Annotated in this window: 24 protein-coding genes; 17 read left to right on the top strand and 7 right to left on the bottom strand. The window is 65.5% G+C overall.

Features of this window, described 5'->3' with window-relative positions; translation table 11 throughout:
• The first annotated feature begins 2 nt into the window (after nt 1–2).
• The 8 genes from ACSFCA_RS02540 (at nt 3) to ACSFCA_RS02505 (ending at nt 9,351) form a co-directional block, all read left to right on the top strand.
• A complete protein-coding gene (locus tag ACSFCA_RS02540) occupies nt 3–1,163 on the top strand; it encodes an FAD-dependent monooxygenase (protein WP_435458501.1) in 1,161 nt (386 codons plus the stop codon).
• A 35-nt stretch (nt 1,164–1,198) separates the two neighbouring features.
• Complete coding sequence (locus tag ACSFCA_RS02535; protein ID WP_258354303.1) at nt 1,199–1,423, top strand: recombinase-like helix-turn-helix domain-containing protein; 225 nt, start codon at nt 1,199–1,201, stop codon at nt 1,421–1,423.
• A gap of 12 nt (nt 1,424–1,435) precedes the next feature.
• Nucleotides 1,436–2,473, top strand: a complete 1,038-nt coding sequence (locus ACSFCA_RS02530; RefSeq protein ID WP_435458500.1) for a Rieske 2Fe-2S domain-containing protein — start codon at nt 1,436–1,438, stop codon at nt 2,471–2,473.
• 16 nt (nt 2,474–2,489) lie between these two features.
• Nucleotides 2,490–3,458 carry a PDR/VanB family oxidoreductase gene (locus tag ACSFCA_RS02525; RefSeq protein WP_435458499.1) on the top strand — a complete coding sequence of 323 codons (969 nt, stop codon included), beginning with the start codon at nt 2,490–2,492 and terminating at the stop codon, nt 3,456–3,458.
• Nucleotides 3,459–3,495: 37 nt separating this feature from the next.
• Entirely contained in the window at nt 3,496–4,602 is a 1,107-nt protein-coding gene (locus ACSFCA_RS02520; RefSeq protein WP_258354306.1) for a porin, read from the top strand.
• A gap of 42 nt (nt 4,603–4,644) precedes the next feature.
• Nucleotides 4,645–5,979, top strand: a complete 1,335-nt coding sequence (locus ACSFCA_RS02515) for an MFS transporter (protein ID WP_435458498.1) — start codon at nt 4,645–4,647, stop codon at nt 5,977–5,979.
• Between the two features lie 651 nt (nt 5,980–6,630).
• Nucleotides 6,631–8,868 (top strand): M1 family metallopeptidase, encoded by a 2,238-nt coding sequence (locus ACSFCA_RS02510; RefSeq protein ID WP_435458497.1) that lies wholly within the window; start codon nt 6,631–6,633, stop codon nt 8,866–8,868.
• Nucleotides 8,869–8,937: 69 nt separating this feature from the next.
• Nucleotides 8,938–9,351, top strand: a complete 414-nt coding sequence (locus tag ACSFCA_RS02505) for a hypothetical protein (protein ID WP_435458496.1) — start codon at nt 8,938–8,940, stop codon at nt 9,349–9,351.
• A gap of 20 nt (nt 9,352–9,371) precedes the next feature.
• On the opposite strand, the gene ACSFCA_RS02500 is transcribed toward ACSFCA_RS02505, so the two are convergent.
• The 4 genes from ACSFCA_RS02500 to ACSFCA_RS02485 form a co-directional block, all read right to left on the bottom strand.
• On the bottom strand, nt 9,372–10,106 hold the full coding sequence (locus tag ACSFCA_RS02500) for a transporter substrate-binding domain-containing protein (RefSeq protein WP_435458495.1): 735 nt from the start codon (nt 10,104–10,106) through the stop codon (nt 9,372–9,374).
• A gap of 40 nt (nt 10,107–10,146) precedes the next feature.
• Nucleotides 10,147–10,977 carry a substrate-binding domain-containing protein gene (locus tag ACSFCA_RS02495; RefSeq protein WP_435458494.1) on the bottom strand — a complete coding sequence of 277 codons (831 nt, stop codon included), beginning with the start codon at nt 10,975–10,977 and terminating at the stop codon, nt 10,147–10,149.
• A gap of 99 nt (nt 10,978–11,076) precedes the next feature.
• Nucleotides 11,077–11,277, bottom strand: a complete 201-nt coding sequence (locus ACSFCA_RS02490) for a type II toxin-antitoxin system antitoxin (protein WP_093055839.1) — start codon at nt 11,275–11,277, stop codon at nt 11,077–11,079.
• A gap of 24 nt (nt 11,278–11,301) precedes the next feature.
• Nucleotides 11,302–12,198, bottom strand: a complete 897-nt coding sequence (locus ACSFCA_RS02485; RefSeq protein ID WP_435458493.1) for an SPFH domain-containing protein — start codon at nt 12,196–12,198, stop codon at nt 11,302–11,304.
• A 202-nt stretch (nt 12,199–12,400) separates the two neighbouring features.
• Between ACSFCA_RS02485 and ACSFCA_RS02480 the strand changes: the two genes are divergently transcribed.
• On the top strand, nt 12,401–12,886 hold the full coding sequence (locus tag ACSFCA_RS02480; protein ID WP_435476144.1) for a Spy/CpxP family protein refolding chaperone: 486 nt from the start codon (nt 12,401–12,403) through the stop codon (nt 12,884–12,886).
• Nucleotides 12,887–12,910: 24 nt separating this feature from the next.
• Here the strand turns inward: ACSFCA_RS02480 and ACSFCA_RS02475 are convergent, their stop codons facing one another.
• The 3 genes from ACSFCA_RS02475 to ACSFCA_RS02465 form a co-directional block, all read right to left on the bottom strand.
• The gene (locus ACSFCA_RS02475) at nt 12,911–13,681 is read right to left on the bottom strand and encodes a TIGR04325 family methyltransferase (protein ID WP_435458491.1); all 771 of its coding nucleotides are present in this window, start codon (nt 13,679–13,681) and stop codon (nt 12,911–12,913) included.
• Nucleotides 13,682–13,771: 90 nt separating this feature from the next.
• Nucleotides 13,772–14,671 carry a response regulator gene (locus ACSFCA_RS02470; protein ID WP_435458490.1) on the bottom strand — a complete coding sequence of 300 codons (900 nt, stop codon included), beginning with the start codon at nt 14,669–14,671 and terminating at the stop codon, nt 13,772–13,774.
• Entirely contained in the window at nt 14,649–18,044 is a 3,396-nt protein-coding gene (locus ACSFCA_RS02465; protein ID WP_435458489.1) for a hybrid sensor histidine kinase/response regulator, read from the bottom strand. The genes ACSFCA_RS02470 and ACSFCA_RS02465 overlap by 23 nt, the downstream gene beginning before the upstream one ends.
• Nucleotides 18,045–18,301: 257 nt before the next feature.
• On the opposite strand from ACSFCA_RS02465, the gene urtA reads away from it, so the two are divergent.
• The 8 genes from urtA to ACSFCA_RS02425 all read left to right on the top strand — a co-directional run bounded on the left by urtA (nt 18,302) and on the right by ACSFCA_RS02425 (nt 25,578).
• Nucleotides 18,302–19,567 (top strand): urea ABC transporter substrate-binding protein, encoded by a 1,266-nt coding sequence (gene urtA / locus ACSFCA_RS02460; RefSeq protein ID WP_097198976.1) that lies wholly within the window; start codon nt 18,302–18,304, stop codon nt 19,565–19,567.
• A gap of 78 nt (nt 19,568–19,645) precedes the next feature.
• On the top strand, nt 19,646–20,560 hold the full coding sequence (urtB, locus tag ACSFCA_RS02455) for an urea ABC transporter permease subunit UrtB (protein WP_093055853.1): 915 nt from the start codon (nt 19,646–19,648) through the stop codon (nt 20,558–20,560).
• Between the two features lie 28 nt (nt 20,561–20,588).
• Entirely contained in the window at nt 20,589–21,791 is a 1,203-nt protein-coding gene (gene urtC / locus ACSFCA_RS02450; RefSeq protein ID WP_435458488.1) for an urea ABC transporter permease subunit UrtC, read from the top strand.
• 13 nt (nt 21,792–21,804) lie between these two features.
• Nucleotides 21,805–22,548, top strand: coding sequence for an urea ABC transporter ATP-binding protein UrtD (gene urtD, locus ACSFCA_RS02445; protein WP_093073602.1), 744 nt, complete (start codon nt 21,805–21,807; stop codon nt 22,546–22,548).
• A gap of 200 nt (nt 22,549–22,748) precedes the next feature.
• On the top strand, nt 22,749–23,438 hold the full coding sequence (urtE, locus tag ACSFCA_RS02440; RefSeq protein WP_093075114.1) for an urea ABC transporter ATP-binding subunit UrtE: 690 nt from the start codon (nt 22,749–22,751) through the stop codon (nt 23,436–23,438).
• Nucleotides 23,439–23,478: 40 nt separating this feature from the next.
• The gene (gene fmdA, locus ACSFCA_RS02435; RefSeq protein ID WP_093055859.1) at nt 23,479–24,711 is read left to right on the top strand and encodes a formamidase; all 1,233 of its coding nucleotides are present in this window, start codon (nt 23,479–23,481) and stop codon (nt 24,709–24,711) included.
• Between the two features lie 14 nt (nt 24,712–24,725).
• Complete coding sequence (locus ACSFCA_RS02430; protein WP_435458487.1) at nt 24,726–25,070, top strand: zinc ribbon domain-containing protein; 345 nt, start codon at nt 24,726–24,728, stop codon at nt 25,068–25,070.
• Between the two features lie 157 nt (nt 25,071–25,227).
• Nucleotides 25,228–25,578 carry an alpha/beta hydrolase gene (locus ACSFCA_RS02425; protein WP_093055861.1) on the top strand — a complete coding sequence of 117 codons (351 nt, stop codon included), beginning with the start codon at nt 25,228–25,230 and terminating at the stop codon, nt 25,576–25,578.
• The last annotated feature ends 9 nt before the right edge of the window (nt 25,579–25,587 follow it).

Below are 25,587 nucleotides of genomic sequence, written 5' to 3'. Positions count from 1 at the left end.
CCATGAAGACCACAAGCGAATCCACCATCGGCATCGTCGGCGCCGGCATCGGCGGCCTCGTGGCTGCTATTGCGCTGCGGCGCGCGGGCCACGACGTGATCGTGTTCGAGCAGGCCAAGCAGTTCGCCCGCGTCGGCGCGGACATCAACCTCACGCCCAATGCCGTGCGCGCGCTCGACGGCCTTGGCGTGGGCGAGGCGGCCCGCGTGACGGCGGCGCGGCCGTCGCACCGCATCAGCCGCACCTACGACACCGGCGAGGAAACCTCGCGGCTGGAGATGGCCGACTCGGCCGAGCAGCGCTATGGCGCGCCGCAGCTCACCATCCACCGCGCCGACCTGCTGGCCGCGCTGGCCGACATGTTCCCGGCGGAGCAGGTCGCGCTCGGCAAGCGCGCGGAAAGCATCGCGGCGGACGACAAGGGCGTGAGCATTTCGTTCACCGACGGCACCAGTGCCCGTGTCGGCGCGCTGATCGGCGCCGACGGCATCCACTCTTGCGTGCGCACCGCGATGTTCGGCGCGGAGAGCCCGCGCTTCACCGGCATCGTCGCGTACCGCGCCGTGGTGCCCGCAGAGCGCGTGGCCGGCGTGCCCAACCTCGGCGCTTTCACCAAGTGGTGGGGCCCCAACCCGCAGAGCCAGATCGTCACCTTCCCGCTCAACCGCGGCAAGGACATCTTCATCTTCGCCACCACGCCGCAGGACACCTGGCACCTCGAGTCGTGGACCGCGCCGGGCAGCGTCGACGAGCTGCGCGAGCAATACGTGGCCTACCACCCCGAGGCGCGCGCCTTGCTCGATGCCTGCGACACGGTGCTGAAGACCGCGCTGTACGAGCGCGACCCGATGCCCGCCTGGGCGCAGGGCCGCATGGCGCTGCTGGGCGATGCCGCACACCCGATGCTGCCCTTCATGGCGCAGGGCGCCGGCATGGCCATCGAAGACGCGGTGGTGCTGTCGCGTCACCTCGAAGGCGTGGCCATGGCCGACATTCCCGCCGCACTGCAGGGCTTCGAGAAGGCTCGCATCGAACGCGCCAGCCAGGTGCAGCTCGGCTCGCGCGGCAACAACTGGCTGCGCGAAGGCGGCAACGCCGACTGGGTCTACGGCTACGACGCCTGGACCGCGCCGCTCGCAACCCCGGCCATGGCCGCCGCCTGATTCATTTCACCTCGCTCGCCCCACGGAGGCTCACGATGCAACCCCAAGACCGCTACCTGCAACCGCACCAGGCGCGCCAGCGCCCCGCGACCACCTACGAAGACCTGCTGGGCGACGTGATCGAGCGCGCCTTCGGCGATGGCATCCACGACCTGCCAGGGCTGGTGCAGCGGCTCAACGACAGCGGCCTCGCCACGCCGGGCGGCCAGCCCTGGACCGAGGCGCTGTACCGCAAGGAAATGGCCTCGCTGGCCGCCTGAGGAGTACCCACCATGACCATCGCCATTCAACCTGTTCCCGCAGACCCGGTCGACCATTTGCTCGAGATCGGCCTGAAGGACCTCTGGTATCCGATCTGCCCCTCGCACTTCATCAAGGAGAACCCCATCTCCCTGCGCCGCCTCGGCCGCAAGATCGCGCTGTGGCGCGACGGCGAAGGCGTGCTTCATGCGCTGGAAGACCGCTGCCCGCACCGTGGCGCGCCACTGTCGCAGGGCGTGGTGTTGGGCGACCGCCTCTCGTGCCCGTACCACGGCGTCGAAGTGCGGCATGACGGTGTCGTCACGCGCGTGCCCGGCAGCCCCGGCTGCAAGCTCGAAGGCTCGCAGGCCACGCGGCACTTTCACGTGCAGGAGCGCGCGGGCGCCGTGTTTCTCTACAACTCGAAGGAATCGGTCGACGTGCCGCCGCCGCTGGTGCTGCCCGAGCAACTGACCGACGACGCCGAGTATTCGAGCTTCCTTTGCTACACCGAGTGGAAGGGCGACTACCGCTACGTGCTCGACAACGTGATGGACCCGATGCACGGTACGTACCTGCACAAGCAGTCGCACTCGATGGCAGAGGGCGACTCGAGCGCGAAGTTCGGCATTCGCCCGACCGACATCGGCTTCGTGTTCGAGAAGGAAGGCCAGCGCAACGTCAACTTCGACTGGACCGAGTGGGCCGACACCGGTATCCACTGGATGCGTCTCGAAATCCCGTATCCGAAGACAGGCGGCCCCGGCGGCAACTTCATCATCATTGGAGCCTTCTCGCCGATCGTGAAGGGCATGACGGCCACCTTCTTCTGGCGCGTGCGCAAGCTGCAGCCGGGCTGGCAGCGCGACACCTGGCGCTTCCTCTACAAGAACCGGCTGGAAGCGCGCCACTGGCACGTGCTGGAGCAGGACCGCGTGATGCTCGAAGAGATGGAGCCCGACGCCAACCAGCACGAGAACCTGTACCAGCACGACCTGGGCATCGTTCGCCTGCGCCGCCACATGCGCGGCCTTGCGCAGGCTCAGCTGGCAGAAGCCGCCACGGCCTGAGCGGGAAGCGATCGCCATGTCTTCTCCCACGCTCAACGCCCTCGTGCACACCATGCGCTACGAGGCCGACGGCATCGTGAGCGTCGAGTTCCGGCCGGCCACGCCTGCCGTGGACTTTCCTGCCTTCGAGGCCGGCTCCCATATCGACCTGCACCTGCCCAACGGGCTGGTGCGCAGCTACTCGCTGTGCAACCCGTCGAGCGAACGCCAGCGCTATGTGGTGGGCGTGCTCAACGACCGCAAGAGCCGTGGTGGCTCGCGCTACGTGCACCAGCAGCTGCGCGTGGGCATGACGCTGCCCATCTCGGCGCCGCGCAACAACTTCAGGCTGGAGGAGGGCGCCGAGCGCTCGGTGCTCGTGGCCGGCGGCATTGGCGTAACGCCCATCTGGTGCATGCTGCAGCGGCTGGTGGCCATTGGCAAACCAGTTGAAATTTTGTACTGCGCGCGCACTCGCAAGGAAGCTGCCTTCTGCGACGGCATCGAAGCGCTGGCCAAGGAAAAGTCGGTGCAGCTGACCTGGCACTTCGACGACGAGAAGGGCGCGCCGCCCAACTTGGCCGAGCTGCTGTCAGGCAAGGGCGCGGCCAGCCACTACTACTGCTGCGGCCCCACGCCGATGCTCGATGCCTTCGAGAAGAGCTGCGAGCAGCTGGGCTACACCAACGCGCATATCGAGCGCTTCGCCGCCGTGCATGTGGAGGCGCCCAGCGCCACGCAGAGCTACGTGGTGCAGTGCGCGAAGAGCGGCAAGAGCGTCGAGGTGCCGGCGGGCAAGTCGATTCTCGACAGCCTGATCGACGCCGGCCTCAACCCCGACCACAGCTGCAAGGAAGGCGTGTGCGGCGCCTGCGAAACGGCTGTGCTCGAAGGCGAGGTCGACCATCACGACGGCATCCTCACCAAGATCGAACGTGCGTCCAACAAGACCATGATGATCTGCGTCTCCCGCTGCAAGGGCGAGAGGCTGGTGCTCGACATCTGAGGCCCGCGGCCAGAGAAAAACCACTCCCGAAAATCCAATGAAAAACTACTTGATCGCGCTGGCTGCGGCCAGCACGGCTGGCGGAGCGCTGGCCCAATCTTCCCTCACGCTCTTCGGCGTGGTCGACGCAGCCGTCACCTACACCAAGGGCAGCGGCGACGGTTCGGCCCACAAGACGCAGCTGACCAACAGCGGCAACATGTTCAGCCGCCTCGGCTTTCGCGGCACCGAAGACCTGGGTGGTGGCTACTCGGCCAACTTCTGGCTGGAGATGGGTCTGCAGAACGACAGCGGCACGGGCTTTCCGTCGAACTCCAACAATCAGGCCAGCGGCAACGGCACCGCGGGCGTGCTGAGCTTCAACCGCCGCTCCACCGTGAGCCTCGCAGGGCCGTTCGGTGAAGTGCGGCTGGGGCGCGACTACGTGCCGGCGTTCTGGAACACCGCCATCTTCGACCCCTTCGGCACGGGCGGCGGCATCGGCGCGAACCAGATCTACTTTTCGGGCCTGGGCGGCCTCGTCGCACCCACGGGCACGCGCGCCTCGAACAGCATCGGCTACCTGCTGCCCGCCAACCTTGGAGGCTTCTACGGGCAGGTGATGTACGCGATGGGCGAGAACGACTCCAACTCGGTGCTGCCGGGCACGCGGGTGTCCAACGAGCACGACGGCGACCACACGGGCGCGCGCTTCGGCTACCAGAGCGGCGGACTCAACATCGCGTTGGCCACCGGCCGCACGCGCTATGCGAGCGGCGACCTGCGCGTGACCAATCTCGGCGCGTCCTACACCTTCGACGCCTCGCTCATGAACCTCAAGCTCACGAGCGAGCTGTACAAGGAGTCGAAGGGCACGACCGATGCCAAGGGCGCGCTCATCGGCTTGCAGCTGCCCATCGGGCCCGGCGAGATCAAGGCTTCGTATGCGCGCTACCGGCTGGAGCCTGCCGGCGCAATGCTGAAGCCAACCTCGTCGAAGCTGGCGATCGGCTACGTGCACAACCTGTCGAAGCGCACCGCGCTGTACGCGACCATCGCGCGCATCAGCAACAGCAATGGTGCGTCGCAAGCCCTCTCGGGCGCTATCACCGCGCCGAACCGCGCCTCCAGCGGCACCGAGTTCGGCATGCGCCACATGTTCTAGGCGCACGGGCGCGTCACCACTCCCACATCGGCAGGACAGGTCATGCAGAGCAACAGCATCGGCAGTAGCAAGAACTTTCGTTGGTACGGTGTCATCACGCTGTTCGTGATCGTCGCGATCTCCTACGTGGACCGCATCAACATCGCAGTGCTGATCACCGATGCTGCGTTCCTGAACCATGTGGGCATCGCGGCCACCGACCGCGTGAGCCAGGGCTTCCTCGCGACGGCCTTCATGCTGGGCTATGGCGTGTCGGCTTTCGTGCTCACACCGTTCTGCTCGGCGCTGTTCGGTGTGCGGCGCAGTCTGGTGTACGGGCTGATTCTCTGGGGCGTGGTGACGTGGGCCTCGCCGATGTTCCACAGCTACGGCATGTTGCTGGCCTCGCGCATCCTGCTGGGCGTGTCCGAGGGGCCACTGTTCTCGCTGGCCTCGGCGTACATCAAGGCGCATTTCCGTAGCGATGAAAACGGCAAGCCTAATGCCTTCGTGAACATGGGCACGGGGCTGGGGCTGGCCATTGGCTATCCGCTGGTTGGCTACCTGCTTACGCAGTTCGCGTGGGACACCTCCTTTCATGTACTCGGCGTGTTGAACATCGTGCTCGGCATTCCGCTGGTGCTGGCCTTCGTGCGCATGCCGATGGCTCAAGCCGATGGCGTGAAGCCTTCGTCGTTCGGCGAAGCGATGGCGCGCGTTGGTGGCATCGTGAAGGGCGCGCTGCACACGCGGCACCTGTTCCTCATCACGCTGCTGACCTCGGCGGCATTGGCCTACCTCTGGGGCAGCAGCAACTGGCTGCCAACGTATCTGCGCGAGGCGCGCGGCTTCTCGATGCGCGAGATGGGCTGGCTGGCCTCGCTGCCGCAATACGCCACGGTGCTTGCTGTGTTCGTGGGCGGCGTGCTCATCGACAAGGTCGGGCGCGAGCGTGTGCCCTTCATCTTCATGGGTGCAAGCGCTGGCGTGGCGCTGTCGGTGCTGATGGCCATCAATGCTCGCGATCCGTATGCGGCGGCATGCTGCCTCGTTGCAGCCAACTTCTTCTGGGGCCTCCAGAGTCCGGCCATTCCGAGCACGGTGCAGTACTGCTCGCGGCCCGAGCACACGGCCAGTGCGTTCGGCGTGACCAACGGCGCGGGCAGCCTCGTGGCGGGCTTCATGCCGGCGTTGATGGGCGGCGTGATCAGCGCGGTGTCGCATGTCTCGGGCACTGCGAGCGCGGCGGCTGCATCGGCGGCTTCGGCCTCGGGTTTCTTCGCGGGCTTTGCGCTGCTGATCGGCACGCAGGTCGTGGTGTTCGCATGCGGCCTCTTGCTGTGGCTGCGCGACCGCACGCACGGCGCTGCAGCAGTCTCAGGTTCACAGCTTTCCTGATCTTTTCGAAGGCTTGTACCTTCGTACTGTGGCCACTCAGTCACAGTGCGTGCGGCCGATTCCTGTCATCTGCGTGAGCAGGTGTTTCGGCGCTAGAACCATCTACATATCGCACGGCATGCGCTGCATGCCATGACGCCATTCGGCCTATGGAACGCGAACATTTTGAGAGAGAAAAGTTCCGCGATTCGTTGAGCTGACTTGTTCGTTCAGCTAAAACTGGCGCACATCAATGGACGAGGGAATGCGCGTGAAATCAACGACAAGAGCCGCAGAAAGTCTTGCCATAACCGACATGGCTCGTGCCGCTTCCGCTTCGCGGAAACGCATCGCGCAGATGCGCCGGCGCTGAGCGCGAGCCTTCGCACTACAAGCCCCGCGCTTGCATCCCATCACCCCGCGTCTGACGGGAATGGAACCTCTTACGCCTCGCATCCTGGGACCACCGCCTCGCGCGCGGTGCGACCTTGCATGACTGTGTGGTCCTGACGAACGAAAGCGTTCGCCGGGAGGGCACTGTGTTGCCCTTTTCTTTCAGATAACCCCGTTGTTCATCTCATCATCGCGCGCGTCACGCGCATCGCCGGCTATCCGCCGGGCGCATACGGGACGGCGCATGTTTCTTCTTACCAAGAGTACTCAGAGGCGATCATGAAAAAATTCAGTACCCCGGTGGTCAATCATCTTGCCATCACCGCAGTGACCCTTGCCGTTCTGACGGCATGCGGCGGCGGCGGAGACAGTGGCGGCGCTTCGCTCGGCGGTGCCGGCACCGGCCTCAGCGCACCGTCGGACTCCGTTGTTTCGGCACCCGTGTCCGACCCCACCGCGAAGACGCCCGACGATGGCGTGCCCAATGCGGCGAATGCTGCCGTTGCAGCGGTCGATCGTTCGGCCAAGCCGATGGAGCTGCCCGACACCATCTGGCCCAGCAACTACAAACTGTGGTTCCGTCCCGATGCGGCGCTCAAGACTTTCGTGGGCCGTGGCGATGTGGAGATCGAAGTGCTCAAGCCGGTCGATGCCATCGTCGTTGCCGCGCACAACCTGAACTTTGCAAAGGGCCGCACCACGCTGCGCAAGGTGTCGAGCCCTGGCGAGGCGATTGCGCTGATTCCCACGCCGCAGACGCTGGGCGACTTCGTGCAACTGCGCCTGAACGACGGCCAGATCGCCAAGGGCAAGTATCTGCTGCACATGGAGTGGGACGGCAAGATCCAGTTCTCCGACGCCGAGTACTGCCCGCCCGCGGAGGTGGCACGCAACCCGTTCTGCTCGGCCGCCACAGGCATCTTCAAGGTGGGGCTCTCCACGCCCGAGGGCGTGAGCAGCGATGCCATCGTGACGCAGGGCGAAACCAACTACGCGCGGCAGTGGTTCCCGGGCTGGGACGAGCCGGCCTTCCGCCACACCTTCGAGATCTCGGCCGAGGTGCCGGGCGACTGGAAGACGGTGTCGAACGGCGCACAGACCGAGGCAACGAAGCTGCCCGACGGCTACCAGCGCGTGGCCTTCGAGAAGACGCCTTCGATGCCGATGTACCTGACCTTCTTCGGCGGCGGCAAGTTCGACATATTGGCCGACAACTTCAAGAACCCGCTCGACGGCAGCGACATGCCGCTGCGCTGGTTCACGCCGCCGGGCCGCGCCGACTGGGCCAAGTTTGCGATGGAGTGGACCAAGGTGTCGATGGACTACTACTACAAGTACACCGGCATCCCGCTGCCCTTCAAGAAGTTCGACACCGTTGCGGCCAACGACAGCTACAACAACAAGCCCAACACCGGCTTCGGCGGCATGGAGAACTGGGGCTCGATCTTCGAGTTTGCCGACTCGGTGCTCACCAAGCCGGGCGACACGCCCACGCTGTACTCGGTGACGGTGGTCACGCATGAGGTGGCGCACCAGTGGTTCGGCGACCTGGTCACGCTCGACTGGTGGGACAACGTGTGGCTCAACGAGTCGTTCGCACGGTGGTTCGAAAGGCGCACCACGATCAAGTTCCACCCCGAGTACTACAGCTTCTCCGACTACGTGCTGGACAAGCACAACGTGATCGTGGCCGACCTGAAGAACACGGCCGTGCCGGTACAGCGCAACCTCAACGACGCGGGTTCGTTCGGCTTCATCAGCCCGTCGATCTTCGTCTACAACAAGGGCAGCCACGTGCTGGAGACCATCCAGAACTACATCGGCGAAGAGGCGATGCAGAAGGGCCTGCAGATCTACCTGAAGGACTACGCGTACGGCAATGTCACGCCTTCGCGGCTGTGGAGTTCGCTGGAGAAGGCCACCGACAAGAAGGTGAGCGACATCGGCGACAGCCTCATCCGCCAGACCGGCATTCCGCTGCTCACGGTCGATGCGCAGTGCGCGGGCAACAGCACCTACGTGAACATCACGCAGGAGTCGTTCCCCAACCAGAACGTGTACCCGGCCTCGACCTGGACCGTTCCAGTCACGCTGGCATACGGCGACGCGATGGAAAAGCGCCAGACCTTCGTGATGTCGAACAACAGCACGCAGATCGAGTTGCCGGGTTGCACGGCAGTGCTGGCCGGGCCGACCGGGCAGGACTACTACGTGAGCAACTACAGCGCGCAGTCGTGGAGCGCACTGCTGGCCAAGGCGCAGAGCTTTGCGAGCAACAAGCCATTGCTGCTGAACATCGAGCGCGATGCGTTCCGGCTGCTGAGCGTGGGGCGCATCACGCAGGCGCAGTACGATCAGATCAAGGGCGTGGTCAACCTGCCGGCGACCTTGCTGGCCAAGACGCAGGTGAGCCAGCAGAAGATGGCGGCGGTCGATGCCGGGGTCGAGAAGGAAGAGTACCCGCATGCGCTGCGCTTCCAGGGCAGCCTGAAGCTGCGCGACAACGACAAGCGCTGAGCATTGTTTGAACTGGCGCGCACCGTTTGGCCTATCGGTCGGTGCGCGCCTCATCGCACGAGGATCATCATGAACACAGCATTGAAATGGCTGGCCACCGGGGCGTCGGCATTGCTGCTTGCCGCATGCGGCGCAAGCAACAGCAGCGGACCCGAGGCCGAACTGGTCGGCACCTACGCCATCAAGCAGAACGGCGCGCTCAAGGAACTGATCAAGATAGAGAAGCAGGGCGACCGCTACGTGATGCGCGACAAGGTGCGCACGCCCGAGTGGAGCGAACCGAAAATGCAGATGAAGCCGGTCACGCGCGAGCAATGGACTCGCATCACCACCGACAAGGAGAGCACCGCCTTCGTCGGCATGGCGAGCGAGCAGCTAGGCATCTTCAAGGTGCCGGCGGGCTGGAAGAAGAACGGCTTCCAGACTTCGACCGGCTACTTCCTGTTTTATTCGCGGGGGCCGGTGGAGGCGTACAAGCTCTGACTAGATGAGGCACCGGCGCGTCAAGCCGCGGGCGCCACGCTCGCGCCCTCGATGCGGTGGCGCTTGAGCGCATCGGCCACGAAGCCACTGGCCTTCATCTCCTCGACGAAGGCGGCGAGCAGCGCCTGTGCTTCGGCTCCGCGGCTGGCCGGCGTGCCCATGGCCTGCTGGATCACCATGAAGCGGCCCGGCAGCACGCGCACGCCGGGTGCGCGCTGCGCTTCTCCTTCGAGCATCTGGCGGATGCCGGCCGCCACTTCGACGTCACCAGAGCGCAGTGCTGCGAGTGCCGGGCCCGCGCCTTGCAGGCGCACGATCTCGGCCGCCTTGATCTCGCGCGTGAGGAACAGGTCGTAGGCACTGCCCGAGCCGACCGAGATGCGATGGCCCTTTGCATCGACCTGCGCGTTGTCGGCGAGCGCAGAGGTTTCGGGCACGAGGTAGCTGCCTTCGATCAGCACATAGGGTGCGGTGAACAGCAGCCCTTCGCTGCGTGCCGGGTCGATGGCGAAGAAGCCGATGTCGGCCTTCTCGTTCTTCACCGCATCGACCGAAGCCGCCGCCTTCTCGAACACCACCAGTTCGACGCCCACGCCGAGCCGCCGCGCGAACTCGTGCGCCAGGTCGATCGAGACGCCTACCGGCTCGCCGCTGGCCGCGTCCTTGTTGGCGAGGATCGGGTTGCCGAGGTTGATCGAGGCGCGCAGCGTGCCGCTGGGCGCGAAAGCGGAAACGAGGGCGGGGGAGATCGTCATGGCTTGGGTCGTCGATGAGAGCTGGGGGATGCGTGGCAGTTTACGGCGCAGTCAGCGGCTCCAGCCCCGTCTTGGCAATGGTGGGCGCGGCGGCGGGCGAGTTGAGATAGCGGATCAGCTGCCGCGCCGCATCGGGTTGCTTCGAAGCAGTGGCCACGCCGGCGGAGAACACCGTCACCTGCTGCACCTCTGCCGGCAGCGGGCCGATGTAGTCGATGCCTGCGATGGGCAGCAGCTCGCTCACTTGCTGCAGGCCGAGCGCCGCGTCGCCGCGCGCTACCACCGTGCCGACGCGCTCGCTCAGGATGCGCTTGCTCTTGGGCTTGACCTGGTCTTCGATGCCGAGCTTCTTGAGCAGCTCGGTCTCGTAGTAGGTGCCGCTTGCGCTGGCCGAGTAGGCGATGGAGGGTGCTGCGAGCAGCGTGCGCTTCAGCGCATCGACGGAACTGATGTCGGGCTTGGGCGCACCCTTGCGTACCGCGAAGCCGATGGCCGAGCGCACCAGGTCGACCTGGCTGCCGGGCACCACCTTGCCCTGCGCGACGAGTGCATCGAGCGCGGGGCGAGCGAGGATCACCACATCGGCCGGCTCGTTGCGCGCGAGGCGGCTGGGGATCGAGTCGCTGGCGTTGCCCATCGAGGCGCCGTATGCCGTCTTCACGGTGCGGCCGCTGCTGTGCTCGAACTCGGGGCGCAGGTCGTTGTAGGCGGCGGTGAAGCCGCCCGAGGTCATGACGTGGATGTCGCCACCGGCGGGCTTGCTGCCGCCGCCGAGGCTGCCGCAGCCGGCGAGTGCGAGGGCCGCAATCAGCGGAAGGGCTGCGCGGCGGGTGAGGGTGCGAAAGGAAGAAAAAAGAATGGGCTTCGTCACGATGTCTCCAGTAGGAAGGGAGCGGCGGCGTGGGCGCCGCCTGCTACTGCCATCGTAGAAGCCGGGGCTGTCATTCGGCCTTCAGCGGATTTGGGGTTATCACTGAGGGGATGACGCAGGCTCGTCGGGCTTGCCCGCGTCCGCGGCGGGCAGCCTTCCTCGCCTGACCAGCCCTTCGCGCAGCAGGAACTCGACCTGCGCGTTCGCGCTTCGCAGCTCCTGCGCCGCCAGGCGTTCGATCTCGGCCCACAGGGCCGGATCGATGCGCAGGGGGTAGGATTTTTTTCCGGGACTGGCCATCGGGTGCGGGTAGAGAGGCGGGCTTCAGGTGTACAGCGTACCGGTGTTCACCACGGGCTGCGTCTCCCGGTCGGAGCACAGCACCACGAGCAGGTTGGACACCATCGAGGCCTTGCGCTCGTCGTCCAGCACCACGAGATTGCGCTCTGACAGGCCCTTGAGCGCCGCCTCGACCATGCCTACCGCGCCCGCCACGATCTGGTGCCGCGCGCTGACGATGGCCACTGCCTGCTGGCGGCGCAGCATCACCTGTGCGATCTCGGGGGCGTAGGCGAGGTGGGTGAGCTTGGCGTCGAGCACTTCGACGCCCGCGCTGGCAAAGCGTTGGTTCAGCTCGTCCTTGAGCGCGTCGGCCACTGTGTCGAGCCCGGCGCGCAGCGTGGTTTCTTCGCTTTGCAGGTCGTCGCCGCTGTCGTAGGCATAGAGAGTGGCGAGGTGACGGATGGCGGCTTCGGCCTGGATGGCGACGAACTTGTTGTAGTCGTCGATCTCGAACACGGCCTGCGCCGTGTCGTAGACCCTCCACACCACCGCCGCGCCGATCTCCACCGGGTTGCCGCGCTTGTCGTTCACCTTCAGCGGCGGCGTGTTGAGGTTGCGTGCGCGCAGCGAGATCTTCTGGCCGCTCTGCAGCGGGTTGGTCCAGCGCAGGCCCTCGGTGCGGTCGGTGCCCTGGTACTCGCCGAACAGCGTGAGGATGATGCCCTCGTTGGGCTGCAGCATGTAGAGGCCCGGAATCAGCACGAGGCCGATCACGATCAGCCCAATGCTCATGGGCAGCGGCATCAGGCGCTGCACTATTGCCCATACGCCGACAGCGATCAGCAGCAGCACCACGGCCGACACGCCGTAGCCGTTGATCGACCGGTAGGGGCGCTCCTTGCGGACCTTGCGCGGTGTTGTGGGGGTCTTCTCTTGCATGTAGCCTCCGTTAAAAGTGATATCACTTTAATATCTTTTTGAAGGCAGTCAAGATGTTTTCGATGCGAGGGCGCCGCTTCGCCGTTCGAAAGTAAAGGCGGCTTGCTTTACCCCGGGTTTACGGGCTCGCAACGCCCGGGACAGCTGTCGCGCCTGAAATGCGCGGTGGTCCTTCGAGGGCCAAGCATCGAAGGAACCCGCAATGACGATGAATCGACCCCTGCAACGCTTCGCGCTCGCCGCAGCCCTTGTCGCCGTGAGCGGCCACTGCTTTGCGCAATTCGGCGGGGGCGGTGGCATGGGCGGAGGCCGGCGCGGCACGCGGCCCGACAGCACGACGAGCCCGCGCACAGGCGATGGCCTGTCCACGCCAGCAACCGCTGCGGGCAAAGTCCGCGACAAGCTCTACGACCTGCGCGTGCAGCTCATGATCACGCCCGAGCAGTCCCCGCTGTGGGACCGCTTCTCCGATGCGGTGTGGGACATGGCCAGCCGCGTCGGCATGACAGCCGCAGCGCCGCCAGACGACCTGACCGCCGTGCAGTTCGCACAGCAGCGCGCCGCGCAGGCGCAAGACCGCGCCCGGCGCACGCAGGCAGTGAGCGATGCACTGTCGAAGCTCTACGACTTAATGACGCCCGAGCAGCGCCACACGGCCGACCAGAACCTGCCGGCCGTCATTCCCTGATCGGCACGATGCATCAGCGGCCGATCAGGTGATGAGGTCGAAGCAGCAGCCCGCGTAGTACGGCTTGTCCCCGCCATCGACGAAGGGCACCTCGATCGGCTTGCCCTCGTTGCGCCACACATCGCGCTTCCTGTAGCCGGAGCGCGCGAGGTCGGCCAGCAGCTCGTCGTGGTGCTGGATGCGATACGGGCACACCGCCACGCCGATGCTGTTGAGCGTGTAGATCGTGCGCTCGGGGTGCACGGCCGTGGTGTTCATGATGATGCGCCTGGGCTTCACGGCCAGCGAAGAAAGAATCGCGTCCATTCGGGTCGGCAGGTACTGCAGGCTGCCCGACACATACAGCACGTCGCAGCCGCTCGCATCGCGGTAGTCGGTGGTAAAGCCGAGCTGCTCTGTCGCTTCGCGCTTGACGGCCATCGCGCGGCCGCTCTCGACCACGCCGGGCACGTCGCACACGGTCCAGCGCAGGGTGTCGGGATAGCTGAGTACGCGGCGGAAGGCGTAGTACTTGATGCCGACGTGCCCGCCCAGGTCGAACACGCGCGTCAGGCCCGCATCGATGGAGCGGCCCAGCCAGAAGAGGCCGGGGTAGTCGTAGAAATAGATCTGCGGGCTGTAGAGCTCGCCCGCGTCGGCATTGGCGTAGCCGACGGCCTTGCTTGGCGGTGCACCAGCCTCGGCCGCCGCGAAGCTCTCGAACGAACCCATGAAGAGGTTCTCGTCCGTGTTGTTCAGGAACTTGCGCCTGTACGCACTTTCGCGGGGAGGAAACTGCAGAAGGCTTGAAAGCATCTATTTCTCCGGTGGCATGCCCATTCTGGGCGCAACCGGAGCATTCGAGAGCTATAGCCCAGTGCCGTTGGGGCGGTTACCCCATGGAGGTTACATACCGCTCGCCAGCGCCGCCGCAGCCGCCCGCGTCTCCACCCCCAGCTTCTCGAAGATGTGCTCCAGGTGCTTGTTCACCGTGCGCGGGCTGGTGCCCAGGATCTCGCCGATGTCGCGGTTGGTCTTGCCCTTGGCGAGCCATGACAGCACCTCTGTCTCGCGCGGCGTGAGTGCGGCGTCGGCAAGGCGGGCCGCCGGCCCTTCGCGCTGGATGGCGAAGAGCAGCATCGTCTCGCCGAGCGCCGCCGCGCCGAGGTTGCGCACCGACAGCCGCATGCCCGTGGCGGTGCCAATGGCAATGGCCGCGCCCGGCGCCAGTGCCGGTTCCAGCGATGCGGGCAGCAGGCCCGGCGCCACCGGGTCTTCCAGCGCATGCAGCCACAGCGCGGCCTGCGGCGAGCGCCACGCGATGCGCCCGCGCGTATCGACGAACACCACTCCCATGCCGGCCACGTCGACAGCGTCTCGCGCCATACGCGTGATGCGGGCGTTGCGCGCGTGCGTGTGCAGCCGCGCCAGCACCTCCTGCGCGCGGATGGGCTTCACCACGTAGTCGACGCCGCCGCATTCGAAGCCCTCGACCACGTGCGAGGTTTCCGAAAGCCCCGTCATGAACAGCACCGGTATGTGCGCCCATGCCGGGTTGGCCTTGATGCGCCTGCAGGTCTCGAAGCCCGAGAGGCCGGGCATCAGGCCGTCGAGCAATATCGCGTCGGGCACCACCAGTTCGAGCCGCTGCAGCGCGGCCTCGCCGTCGGCCGCCACCAGCACGGTGTAGCCGCTGGCCTCCAGCGTGTCGCACAGCATGCCGAGGCTGCTGGGTGCGTCGTCCACCACCAGCACCACGGGGCGTTCGGATGATGATGGCGATTCAGGGGGCGAGGGTGTCTGCATCTTCGGCCAGTGCGTTGCGGAGGTTGTCGAGTTCGAAGCGCGTGACCATGCCGCGCAGCCAGGTGCAGGTCGATGCCGCTGCGGGCGAGGCGGCCGCCAGCCGGTCGAGCGCCGTGTGCAGGCCGCGCACATGGCCCATCTGCACGAGGCGCATGAGTTCGGCTCTGTCGTCTTCCGACAGGGCAAGCTGGCGCGGGCGCTGCGGCGTGTCTTCTGCAGCGGCGGGCGGCAATGCATCGCTGCCCGACAGCCATTCGAGGCCGAGGTGCCGCTCCAGCGTGGCGATCAGCGCCGACTCGATCACCGGCTTGCCCACAAAGGCCTGGCAGTCCGCCGCGCGCAGCCGCTCGCTCTGGTTCTCGAACATGTTGGCCGAGACGATGATGATCGGGATGTCGCGAAAGCCCGAGGCGCGCACCGACGCGGCGGTCTGCCAGCCGTCCATGTCGTCCATCGTCAGGTCGAGCAGGATGGCCGAGGGCAGCTCCTCGCGCAGGCTGTCGAGGCACTCGGTGCCGCTCGCAGCCTCGCGCACCTCGAAGCCCAGCGGCGCGAGCATGCCGGCGAGCATCTGGCGTTGCACGGGCTGGTCGTCCACCACCAGCAGCGTGCGGCGCGCGCCGATGTAGCCCGACACGGGTTGCCGCAGCGCGCCGGCCTTGCTGGCCTGCGGGCCGGGGTCGGCCACTTCGCGCAGGTACACCCGCACGCTGAATGTGCTGCCTTGCGAAGAGGTAGAGGCCAGCTTGAGCTCGCCGCCCATCAGCGAAGTGAGCAGCCCGGTGATCGTGAGGCCCAGCCCCGTGCCGGGCTCGCCGCGGCGGCGGCCTGCCGCGCCGCGCTCGAAGGGCAGGAAGATGCGCTGGTGGTCCTGCGCCGCCACGCCGATGCCGGTGTCGACCACGTCGAAGCGCAGCACCTCGCGCCGCGCATCCACATGCAGCGTGACGGTGCCGCTGTCGGTGAAGCGCACCGCGTTCGTCAGCAGGTTGATGAGAATCTGCCGCAGCCATTTCGCATCGGCATGCACCCATGGCGGTAGCTGCCCGGCGTGCGTGAAGACGAAGGCCAGGCCCTTGTTCTCGGCCTGCGGCCGCACCATGTGCACGAGCTGGTCTAGAAAGGCCGGCAGTGCGAGCGGTGCGGGTTCGAGCTGCAGCCTGCCGGCCTCGATGCGCGCCAGGTCGAGCAGGCCATCGATCAGGCCCAGCATGTGCTCGCCGCTGCGGTGAATGGTCTGCACCGCCTCGCGCGGCGGCGTCACGGCGTCGCCCTTGAGCAGGATCTGCGAGTAGCCCAGGATGCTGTTGAGCGGCGTGCGCAGCTCGTGCGTCATGCCCGCCACGTAGCGCGTCTTGGCCTGGTTCGCGGCCTCGGCGGCTTCCTTGGCGGTCTGCAGTGCGGCATCGGTGCGGCGGTGTGCCTCGATCTCCAGCGCGAGCAGGTTGTTGTGGCGGTTCGATTCTTCCTGTGCCATCTGCCGGCTTTCGCTGCCCAGCACCACCCACCACGCGGCCACCGCGGCCACGACGGAGAGCAGCGCGAACACTTTCAGGAAGGCCGTCGCTATGACCGAATCGCTGGTGCCCGCCAGTGCCTCCTGCGCGTAGACCACGCCCACCACTGTGGCCAGCAATGCGATCAACGAAGCCGCGATCAGCAGGTAGTGCGCCACGCGGAAGTTCAGCCGCGCCGACAGCGCAGGTGGCAGCAGCGCTTGCAGCCAGCCGCTCATCTGCTCGGCCGCGCGCGAGTTGGTCTTGCAGCGGTCGTGGCAGCGCGATTCGAGCGTGCAGCACAGCGAGCAGATCGGCGCGCTGTAGGCCGGGCAGTGAGCCATGTCTTCCGACTCGAAGCTGTTGTCGCACACCGAGCACTTCACGCTCTGGCCCGGCTTCCAGCGGTCGATGTCTGTGCGCGCGAGGTAGTAGCGCCCGCGCGTACGCCAGGCCAGCAGCGGAGACACGGCCATGGCCGTCACCAACGCGATGAAGGGCGAGAAGGCGCGGGCCCAATGCCCCAGTACGCCCGAGTAGGCCAGCATGGCGAGCGCAGCCGCCACCAGCATCGCCATCAGCCCCACCGGGTTGATGTCGTACAGGTGCGCGCGCTTGAACTCGATGGTCTTCGGGCTCCAGCCCAGCGGCTTGTTGATGACCAGGTCGGCCACCAGCGCGCCGACCCATGCGATGGCGATGTTGCTGTAGAAGCCCAGCACGTGTTCGAGCGCCGCGAACACACCCAGCGCCATCAGCAATATCGCGATGACCACGTTGAACACCAGCCACACCACGCGCCCCGGGTGGCTGTGCGTGAGCCGCGCGAAGAAGTTCGACCACGCGAGCGAACCCGCATAGGCGTTCGTCAGGTTGATCTTCATCTGCGAGATCACCACGAACAGCACCGTGATGCCCAGCACCCAGGCCGGGTCGCGCAGCACGTACGAGAAGCCCGTGAGGTACATCTGCGTGGGCTCGATCGCATGGTTGGCCGGAATCTCGTGCTGCAGCGCCAGGAAGGCCAGGAACGCGCCGCCCATCATCTTCAGCATGCCCGGCACGATCCAGCCCGGCCCGGCGATGAGCACCGCGGTCCACCAGCGGCCACTGTTGGCGGCTGTCTTCTCGGGCAAAAAGCGCAGGTAGTCGACCTGCTCGCCGATCTGCACCACCAGCGAGAAGGCCACCGTGGCGGCGGCGCCGAACATCAGCGGATCGAAGCCGCTGCTGTCCGAAGTGCGGCCGACCAGGCTGGTGAAGTCGGCGTACAGCTCGGGCTTCTTCACCAGCACTGCGATGAAGGGGCAGACGAACAGCACGATCCAGATCGGCTGCGTCCACAGCTGCAGCCCCGATATGAGCGTGATGCCCCGCGCCACCAGCGGAATGATGACGATCGACGACACCATGTACAGCAGCCACAGCGGCCAGTCGAGGTACATCTGCAGCGCCAGCGCGAGGATGGCCGCCTCCAGCGCGAAGAAGATGAAGGTGAAGCTCGCGTAGATCAGCGATGTGAGCGTGGAGCCCAGGTAGCCGAAGCCAGCGCCGCGCGTGAGCAGGTCCATGTCCACGCCGTGCCGCGCTGCGTAGTACGAGATGGGCAGGCCCGTGAGGAAAGTGATGAGCCCCACGACCAGGATCGCCCACAGCGCGTTCGAGAAGCCGTAGCTCAGCGCGATGGCGCCGCCGATGGCTTCCAGTGCCAGGAAAGAGGTGGCGCCGAAGGCCGCGTTGGCCACGCGGAACTCCGACCACTTGCGAAAGCTGCGCGGCGTGTAGCGCAGCGCGTAGTCCTCCAGCGTCTCGTTCGCGACCCAGGCGTTGTAGTCGCGGCGGATGCGAAAGATCTTCTGTCCGGAGACGGATTGCATGGCGGGTTCTCGCGGCGGCGGTGGCATGGGGCAGGTACAGCAAGAAGCGCTCCCTGTGCTTCTTTCCCCTCGATGTTTTCCACCGATGTCTGGCTCGCGAGTCTGCGGGCAGGGCGGGCTCCCGCCGCTACGTTGAATGACGTATTCGCGCAAACCCGGGTGATTTCTAAAGTACCAGCCATGGTGCTCGGGGCACCGTCCGATGCACTGCGATGGTGCGCGGCTCTACTTTCCAACAACCTGCCTGGAGTTTCCTGATGTCGCGTGATTCAGATCTTTCTCTCGATGCCCTGGCATTGCGCCGCCGCCGTCTGCTGCAGGGCGCCGCCGCGCTGCCCGTGATGGGCCTGAGCGGCCTGAGCTTCGGCCAGGGGCAGTTCCCCACGGCCAAGGTCAACACCACCAAGCTCGCCGTGACCGACACCGAGGTAACGGTAGGCCAGCTGCATTCGTCCACCGGCACCATGGCCATTTCGGAAACCGGCTCCATCCAGGCCGAGCAGCTCGCCATCGACCAGATCAACGCCATGGGCGGCGTGCTGGGCCGCAAGATCAAGGTCATCAAGGAAGACGGCGCCTCCGACTGGCCCACCTTCGCCGAGAAGTCGAAGAAGCTGCTGGTCAACGACCACTGCGCGGCCGTGTTCGGCTGCTGGACCAGCGCCTCGCGCAAGGCAGTGCTGCCTGTGTTCGAGAAAGAGAACGGCCTCTTGTACTACCCGACCTTCTACGAAGGCCTGGAGCAGAGCAAGAACGTGATCTACACCGGCCAGGAAGCCACGCAGCAGATCATCTGGGGCCTGGACTGGGGTGCGAAGGAGAAGAAGGCCAAGACTTTCTTCCTGGTGGGCTCCGACTACATCTGGCCGCGCACCTCGATGAAGATCGCGCGCAAGCACATCGAGAACTTCCAGAAGGGTTCGGTCAAGGGCGAGGAGTACTACCCGCTGGGCCACACCAACTTCAACTCGCTGATCAACAAGATCAAGGTGGCCAAGCCCGACTGCATCTTTGCCGCGGTGGTTGGCGGCTCGAACGTGGCCTTCTACAAGCAGCTCAAGGCTGCGGGCATCACGGGCGACAAGCAATTCCTGCTGACGCTGGCCGTGACGGAAGACGAGATGACCGGCGTGGGCGGCGAGAACTTCGCAGGCTTCTACTCGTCGATGAAGTACTTCCAGACGCTGGACAACCCGAACAACAAGAAGTTCGTGGAGGCCTTCAAGGCGAAGTACGGCAAGGACGCGGTGATCGGCGACGTGACGCAGGCGGGCTACCTCGGGCCGTGGCTGTGGAAGGCGGCGGTGGAGAAGGCTGGCAGCTTCGACGTGGACAAGGTGGTGGCCGGCTCGCCGGGCATCGAGCTGAAGACGGCGCCCGAGGGGTACGTGAAGCTGGACGCGAACCACCACTTGTGGAGCAAGGCGCGCATCGGGCAGGGGCAACTTGATGGCACGTTCAAGGTGGTGGCGGAGTCGGCTGAGTTGATCAAGCCCGATCCGTTCCCGAAGGGCTACCAGTAAGCAGGCCGTCGGCCCTCACCCCAACCCTCTCCCGCGTGCGGGAGAGGGGGGCAACTCCAACATTCCGGACTTCCCGCCATGACTCTGTCGGACATGATGAACATCGGCCTCATGCAGGGCTTCGCGGGGCTGAGCCTCTTCGCGGTGCTGCTGCTGATGGGGCTGGGCCTGGCGATCATCTTCGGCCAGATGGGCGTGATCAACATGGCGCATGGCGAGTTCATGACCATCGGCGCCTACTCGATCTATCTGGCCGCGCGCATCACCGAAAGCCTGGCGCCGGCTTTCATGCCTTACTACTTCCCGATCGCCATCGGGCTGGCCTTCGTCTTCGCTTTCATCACCGGATGGATCGTGGAGTGGGTGCTGATTCGCCACCTCTACAAGCGCCCGCTCGATACGCTGCTCGCTACCTGGGGCGTGAGCCTGGGCCTGCAGCAGATCTTTCGCACCTTCATCGGCCCGAAGGAGGTGAGCCCGACGCTGCCCGAGTGGCTCATGGGCTCGTGGACGCCGCATGAAGGCCTGGACATTCCGATCAACGGCCTGTTCGTGCTGGCGCTCACCGCGCTGGTCACGGGCGGCGTGCTTATCGCTCTGCACAAGAGCCGCTGGGGCCTGCGGGTGCGCGCCACAGTGGCCAACCGCACGATGGCCAACGCCACCGGCATCGACACGAAGAAGACAGACCGCCTGACCTTTGCCATCGGCTGCGGCATTGCCGGCATGGCGGGCGCGGCCTTCACCACCATCGGCTCGACCGGGCCGACTTCGGGCTCGCTCTACATCGTCGACGCCTTCCTGGTCGTCACCTTTGGCGGCGCGGCCAGCCTGTTCGGCACGGTGGTCTCGGCCTTCGGCATTGCACAGACGCAGTCGATCTCCGAATTCTTCATGACCGGCTCGATGGCCAAGGTGCTGACGCTCTCGCTGATCGTGCTGATTCTGATGATGCGGCCCCAAGGCCTGTTCGCCGTCAAGGTCCGCCGTTGAACCCGATTCCCTCCTGGAGAACGTTCCGATGAATTTCATCAAGGCCTCGATCCAGCGCTACCAGCTCGGCAGCCTGCTGCTCCTGGTGCTGCTGCTCGCGGTGGTGCTGCCGCTGTCGCTCGACATCTTCCGCCTCAACCTCGTGGGCAAGTACCTCACCTATGCCTTCGTGGCCGTGGGCCTCGTCATGGTGTGGGGCTACGGCGGCGTGCTGAGCCTCGGGCAGGGCGTGTTCTTCGGCATCGGCGGGTATGCGATGGCGATGTTCCTCAAGCTGGAAGCCTCCGACCCCATCACGACCAAGATCCAGTCGACGCCCGGCATTCCGGACTTCATGGACTGGAACCAGATCACCGAGCTGCCCACGCTGTGGCTGCCGTTCAAGAGCCTGCCGCTGAGCCTTGCGCTGGTGGTGCTGGCGCCGATGGCGCTGGCCTGGCTCGTGAGCTTCGCGATGTTCAAGCGGCGCGTGGGCGGGGTGTACTTCGCGATCATCACGCAGGCAGTGGCACTGATCTGCACCGTGCTCATCATCGGCCAGCAGGGCTACACGGGCGGCGTGAACGGCATGACCGACCTGAAGACGATGCTGGGCTGGGACACGCGCACCGACGGCGCCAAGTACGTGCTGTATTACGTTTGCGTCGGCCTTCTGGTGGCGAGCATTCTGCTGTGCCGCTGGGTGCAGACCAGCAAGCTGGGCACGCTGCTGCTGGCCATGCGCGACAAGGAAGATCGCGTGCGCTTCTCGGGCTACGACGTGTCGAACTTCAAGGTCTTCATCTTCTGCCTGGCGGCCGGGCTCTCGGGCATCGGTGGCGCGATGTTCGCACTGCAGGTGGGCTTCATGTCGCCGAGCTTCGTGGGCATCGTGCCGTCGATCGAGATGGTGATCTTCTGCGCTGTGGGCGGGCGCATGAGCCTGGTGGGTGCGGTGTACGGCGCGCTGCTGGTGAATGCGGGCAAGACGCTGTTCTCTGAAAGCTTTCCGGACCTGTGGCTGTTCCTGATGGCCGGTCTCTTCATCGGCGTGACCATGGCCTTCCCGATGGGGCTTGCCGGAGTGTGGGAAGAAAAGATCCGGCCGTGGTGGAAGTCGCGCCGGCAGGCGCTGCGCGATGCGGCTGTCAAGCCGCCACCAGTTGCAGCAACCGCACCCGCACCGGTGGCGTCGACCGCATCACAACCCGAACCCACGCTGCCGGAAGGCGTCGGCAGCCAACGCGCCTGAACCGGAACACCCTATGAGCAACACCGACTTCGCGCTCGCCGTGGAAGACCTCACCGTCTCCTTCGACGGCTTCAAGGCCATCGACGACCTCACGCTGTACATCGACCGCAACGAACTGCGCGTGATCATCGGCCCCAACGGAGCAGGCAAGACCACGCTGCTCGACCTGATCTGCGGCAAGACGCGCGCGAGCGCCGGCAGCATCAAGTTCAAGAACACCGAACTCACGAAGATGGCCGAGCACAAGCGCGTGCGGCTGGGCATCGGCCGCAAGTTCCAGACACCATCCATCTACGAGAACCTGAGTGTGTTCCAGAACCTGGAGGTGTCGTTCCCGAAGGGCCGCTCGGTGTTCGGCGCGCTGGCTTTCAAGTGCGACGACGAGGTCAAGGCCAAGGTGCAGGCGATTGCCGAAGAGATCGGCCTGGCCGACCGCCTCGACACAGAGGCCGGTCTGCTGAGCCACGGCCAGAAGCAGTGGCTTGAGATCGGCATGCTGCTGATGCAGGAGCCCGAGCTGCTGATGCTCGACGAGCCCATCGCCGGCATGAGCGCGCGCGAACGAGAGCTCACGGCCGACTTGCTCAAGCGCATCTGCCAGAACCGCGCGGTGATCGTCATCGAGCACGACATGGCTTTCGTGAAGCAGATCGCGCACAAGGTCACCGTGATGCACCAGGGAAAGATCCTTGCCGAAGGGCCTATGGAGAAGGTGCAGGCCGATCCCAAGGTCATCGATGTTTATCTGGGGCACTAGATGAAGCGCTGTCGTTCAGGGCACTGGTTGATTGGCCGATACGAGAGCCGCGCCCACTGTGCGAAGAGCACCGGGTGCTCCCCGCAGCGAAATAAAGGAGGAGGCCGAAGGCCGGGGGACATTCGCGGAGGGGAGTACCCGGTGTTCTTCGCACGCACCCCGAACACAAGCACCTGGAGTCCAACAAGATGAGCAACATCATGCTGAAGGTCGAAGACCTGCACGTAGCCTACGGCCAGAGCGAGGCCTTGCACGGCATCTCCTTCGAGGGCCATGCCAACGAAACCATCGCCATCATGGGCCGCAACGGCATGGGCAAGACCACGCTGTTCAAGAGCTTGATGGGCGTGCTGCCATTGAAGAGCGGGCGCATCGAAGTGGCGGGGCAAGACGTGTCGCGCGACGAGAGCTTTCGCCGCGTGGCCAAGGGCATCGCCTACGTGCCGCAGGGCCGGATGATCTTTCCGACGCTGACGGTGGAGGAGAACATCCAGACCGGGCTCGAGAACTCGAAGACCCGCCGCATCCCCGAAGAGATCTACGCGCTGTTCCCCGTGCTGTGGGACATGAAGAGCCGCAAGGGCGGCAACCTCTCGGGCGGCCAGCAACAGCAGCTTGCCATTGCACGCGCCCTCGTCACCGACCCCAAGGTGCTGCTGCTCGACGAGCCCACCGAAGGTATCCAGCCTTCGATCATCAAGGACATCGCCAAGGCGCTCAACGAGATCCGCAAGCTGCGCGGCATCACCATCGTCGTGTCCGAGCAGGTGCTCAGCTTCGCGATGGATGTAGCTGATCGGCTCTTCGTGATCGAAGGCGGCCGCCTCGTGCACGAGACCGCGCGCGACAAGACCGATGTGGACCACATCAAAGCCTACCTCTCCGTTTGATCTTTCCGTTCAACCACAACCCAACCAGGAGCCACTGCAAATGACGGACACGCTGATCAAGGTCGATCTGACCAAGTCGCCCACCGAGAACGAGTTGATTCACAACCGCTGGCACCCGGACATTCCGATGGCCTGCTGGGTCAACCCGGGCGACGACTTCATCCTCGAAACCTTCGACTGGACCGGCGGCTTCATCAAGAACAACGACAGCGCCGACGACGTGCGCGACATCGACCTGAGCACCGTGCACTACCTCTCGGGCCCCGTGGGCGTGAAAGGCGCAGAGCCCGGCGACCTGCTGGTGGTCGACCTGCTCGACATCGGCGCCAAGCAGGACAGCCTCTGGGGCTTCAACGGATTTTTCTCGAAGAAGAATGGCGGCGGTTTCCTGACCGATCATTTTCCCGAAGCGCAGAAATCGATCTGGGACTTCAAGGGGATGTTCACCAGCTCGCGCCACATTCCGGGCGTGAACTTCGCTGGCCTCATCCACCCCGGCCTGATCGGCTGCCTGCCCGACAAGCCCATGCTCGATATGTGGAACGAGCGCGAGAAGGCGCTCATTGCCACCGACCCCGATCGCGTGCCCGGCCTGGCCAATCCGCCGTTCGCCGGCACCGCCCACATGGGCAAGATGACTGGCGAGGCGAGGGCGAAAGCCGCTGCCGAGGGTGCGCGCACCGTGCCGCCGCGCGAGCACGGCGGCAACTGCGACATCAAGGACCTGTCGCGTGGCTCGAAGGTGTTCTTCCCGGTGTACGTCGACGGCGCGGGCCTGAGCGTGGGCGACCTGCACTTCAGCCAGGGCGACGGCGAAATCACCTTCTGCGGCGCCATCGAAATGGCTGGCTGGGTGCACATGAAGGTCACGCTCATCAAGGGCGGCATGGCCAAGTACGGCATCAAGAACCCGATCTTCAAGCCCAGCCCGATCACGCCGCAATACAACGACTACCTGATCTTCGAAGGCATCTCGGTCGACGAGAGCGGCAAGCAGCACTACCTCGACGTGAACGTGGCCTACCGCCAGGCCTGCCTGAACGCCATCGAGTACCTGAAGAAGTTCGGCTACTCGGGCGCGCAGGCCTATTCGATTCTTGGCACGGCGCCAGTGCAGGGCCACATCAGTGGCGTGGTCGACGTGCCCAACTCGTGCGCCACGCTGTGGCTGCCCACGGGCATCTTCGACTTCGACATCAACCCGAACGCCTCGGGCCCGGTGAAGATGATCGACGGCAGCATCAGCATGCCGCTGTCGCACGACCTGCGTTGAAAGACAGCCACGCCATGCCCACCTACGACTACGCCTGCGGCCAGTGCGGTGGCTTCGAAGCGCTGCGGCCCTCGGGCCTGCGCGACGAGCCCGCCGCATGCCCCGATTGCGGATGCGCTTCGCCGCGCGTACTTTCGGCCGCACCGCGGCTCGCACTGATGGCCTCGGGCACGCGCCGCGCCATGGAAACCAACGAGCGCGCGCGGCATGAGCCCGGCAGTTCGCGCGACTACGCGCGCTTCAAGCACCCGGCGGGCTGCGGCTGCTGCAGCAGTTCGGGCAAGCGGGGTGCGACGGTGACGGCGCCCAACGGGGCCAAGTCCGCGCCTTCGCGGCGGCCGTGGATGATCAGCCACTGAGGCTGCTGTTTCATGGGGCAACCCCTATTGACCGGCTTCTTTTCAAGGCCCTGATTGTTTCAATCCTGTGAACGCCGTGGTTCATTTCGACGGCGTTTTTCAGGGCTCTTCAGGATCAAACTTCTCCTCACCAACCCATCACCTGAAGGAGATTGAAATGAATGCCTCGAAGATCCTCGCCGCTGCTGCCCTCTCGCTCCTGGCTGCTGCCGGAGCCCACGCAGAAACCTACGACGGCGTGCACGTCGTGAACTCTTCTGTGACCCGCGCTGAAGTCGCACCGCAAGCCGTTGCCGCCGCTCGTGCTGGCAACGAATACAGCGATGCCTCGGGCGCTGGCGCACAAGCCTTCACCTCGACCGCCAACCGCGCGACCGTGCAAGCCGAAGCCGTTGCCAAGGCCCATGACCCGTTCGCCAGCCTCGACCGCCGCGCGTTCTACCGCGACGAAGTGCCGGCTGCCTACAAGAAGCCCAGCGTGTCGTTCACGCGCCAAGCTGGCCTGTAAGCGCCGACC

It is taken from the genome of Variovorax multivorans (genome assembly GCF_051216835.1).
Classification (GTDB): domain Bacteria; phylum Pseudomonadota; class Gammaproteobacteria; order Burkholderiales; family Burkholderiaceae_C; genus Variovorax.
Note: the sequence above shows the minus strand (reverse complement) of the source record. Positions and strands in the feature narration are given on the sequence as shown.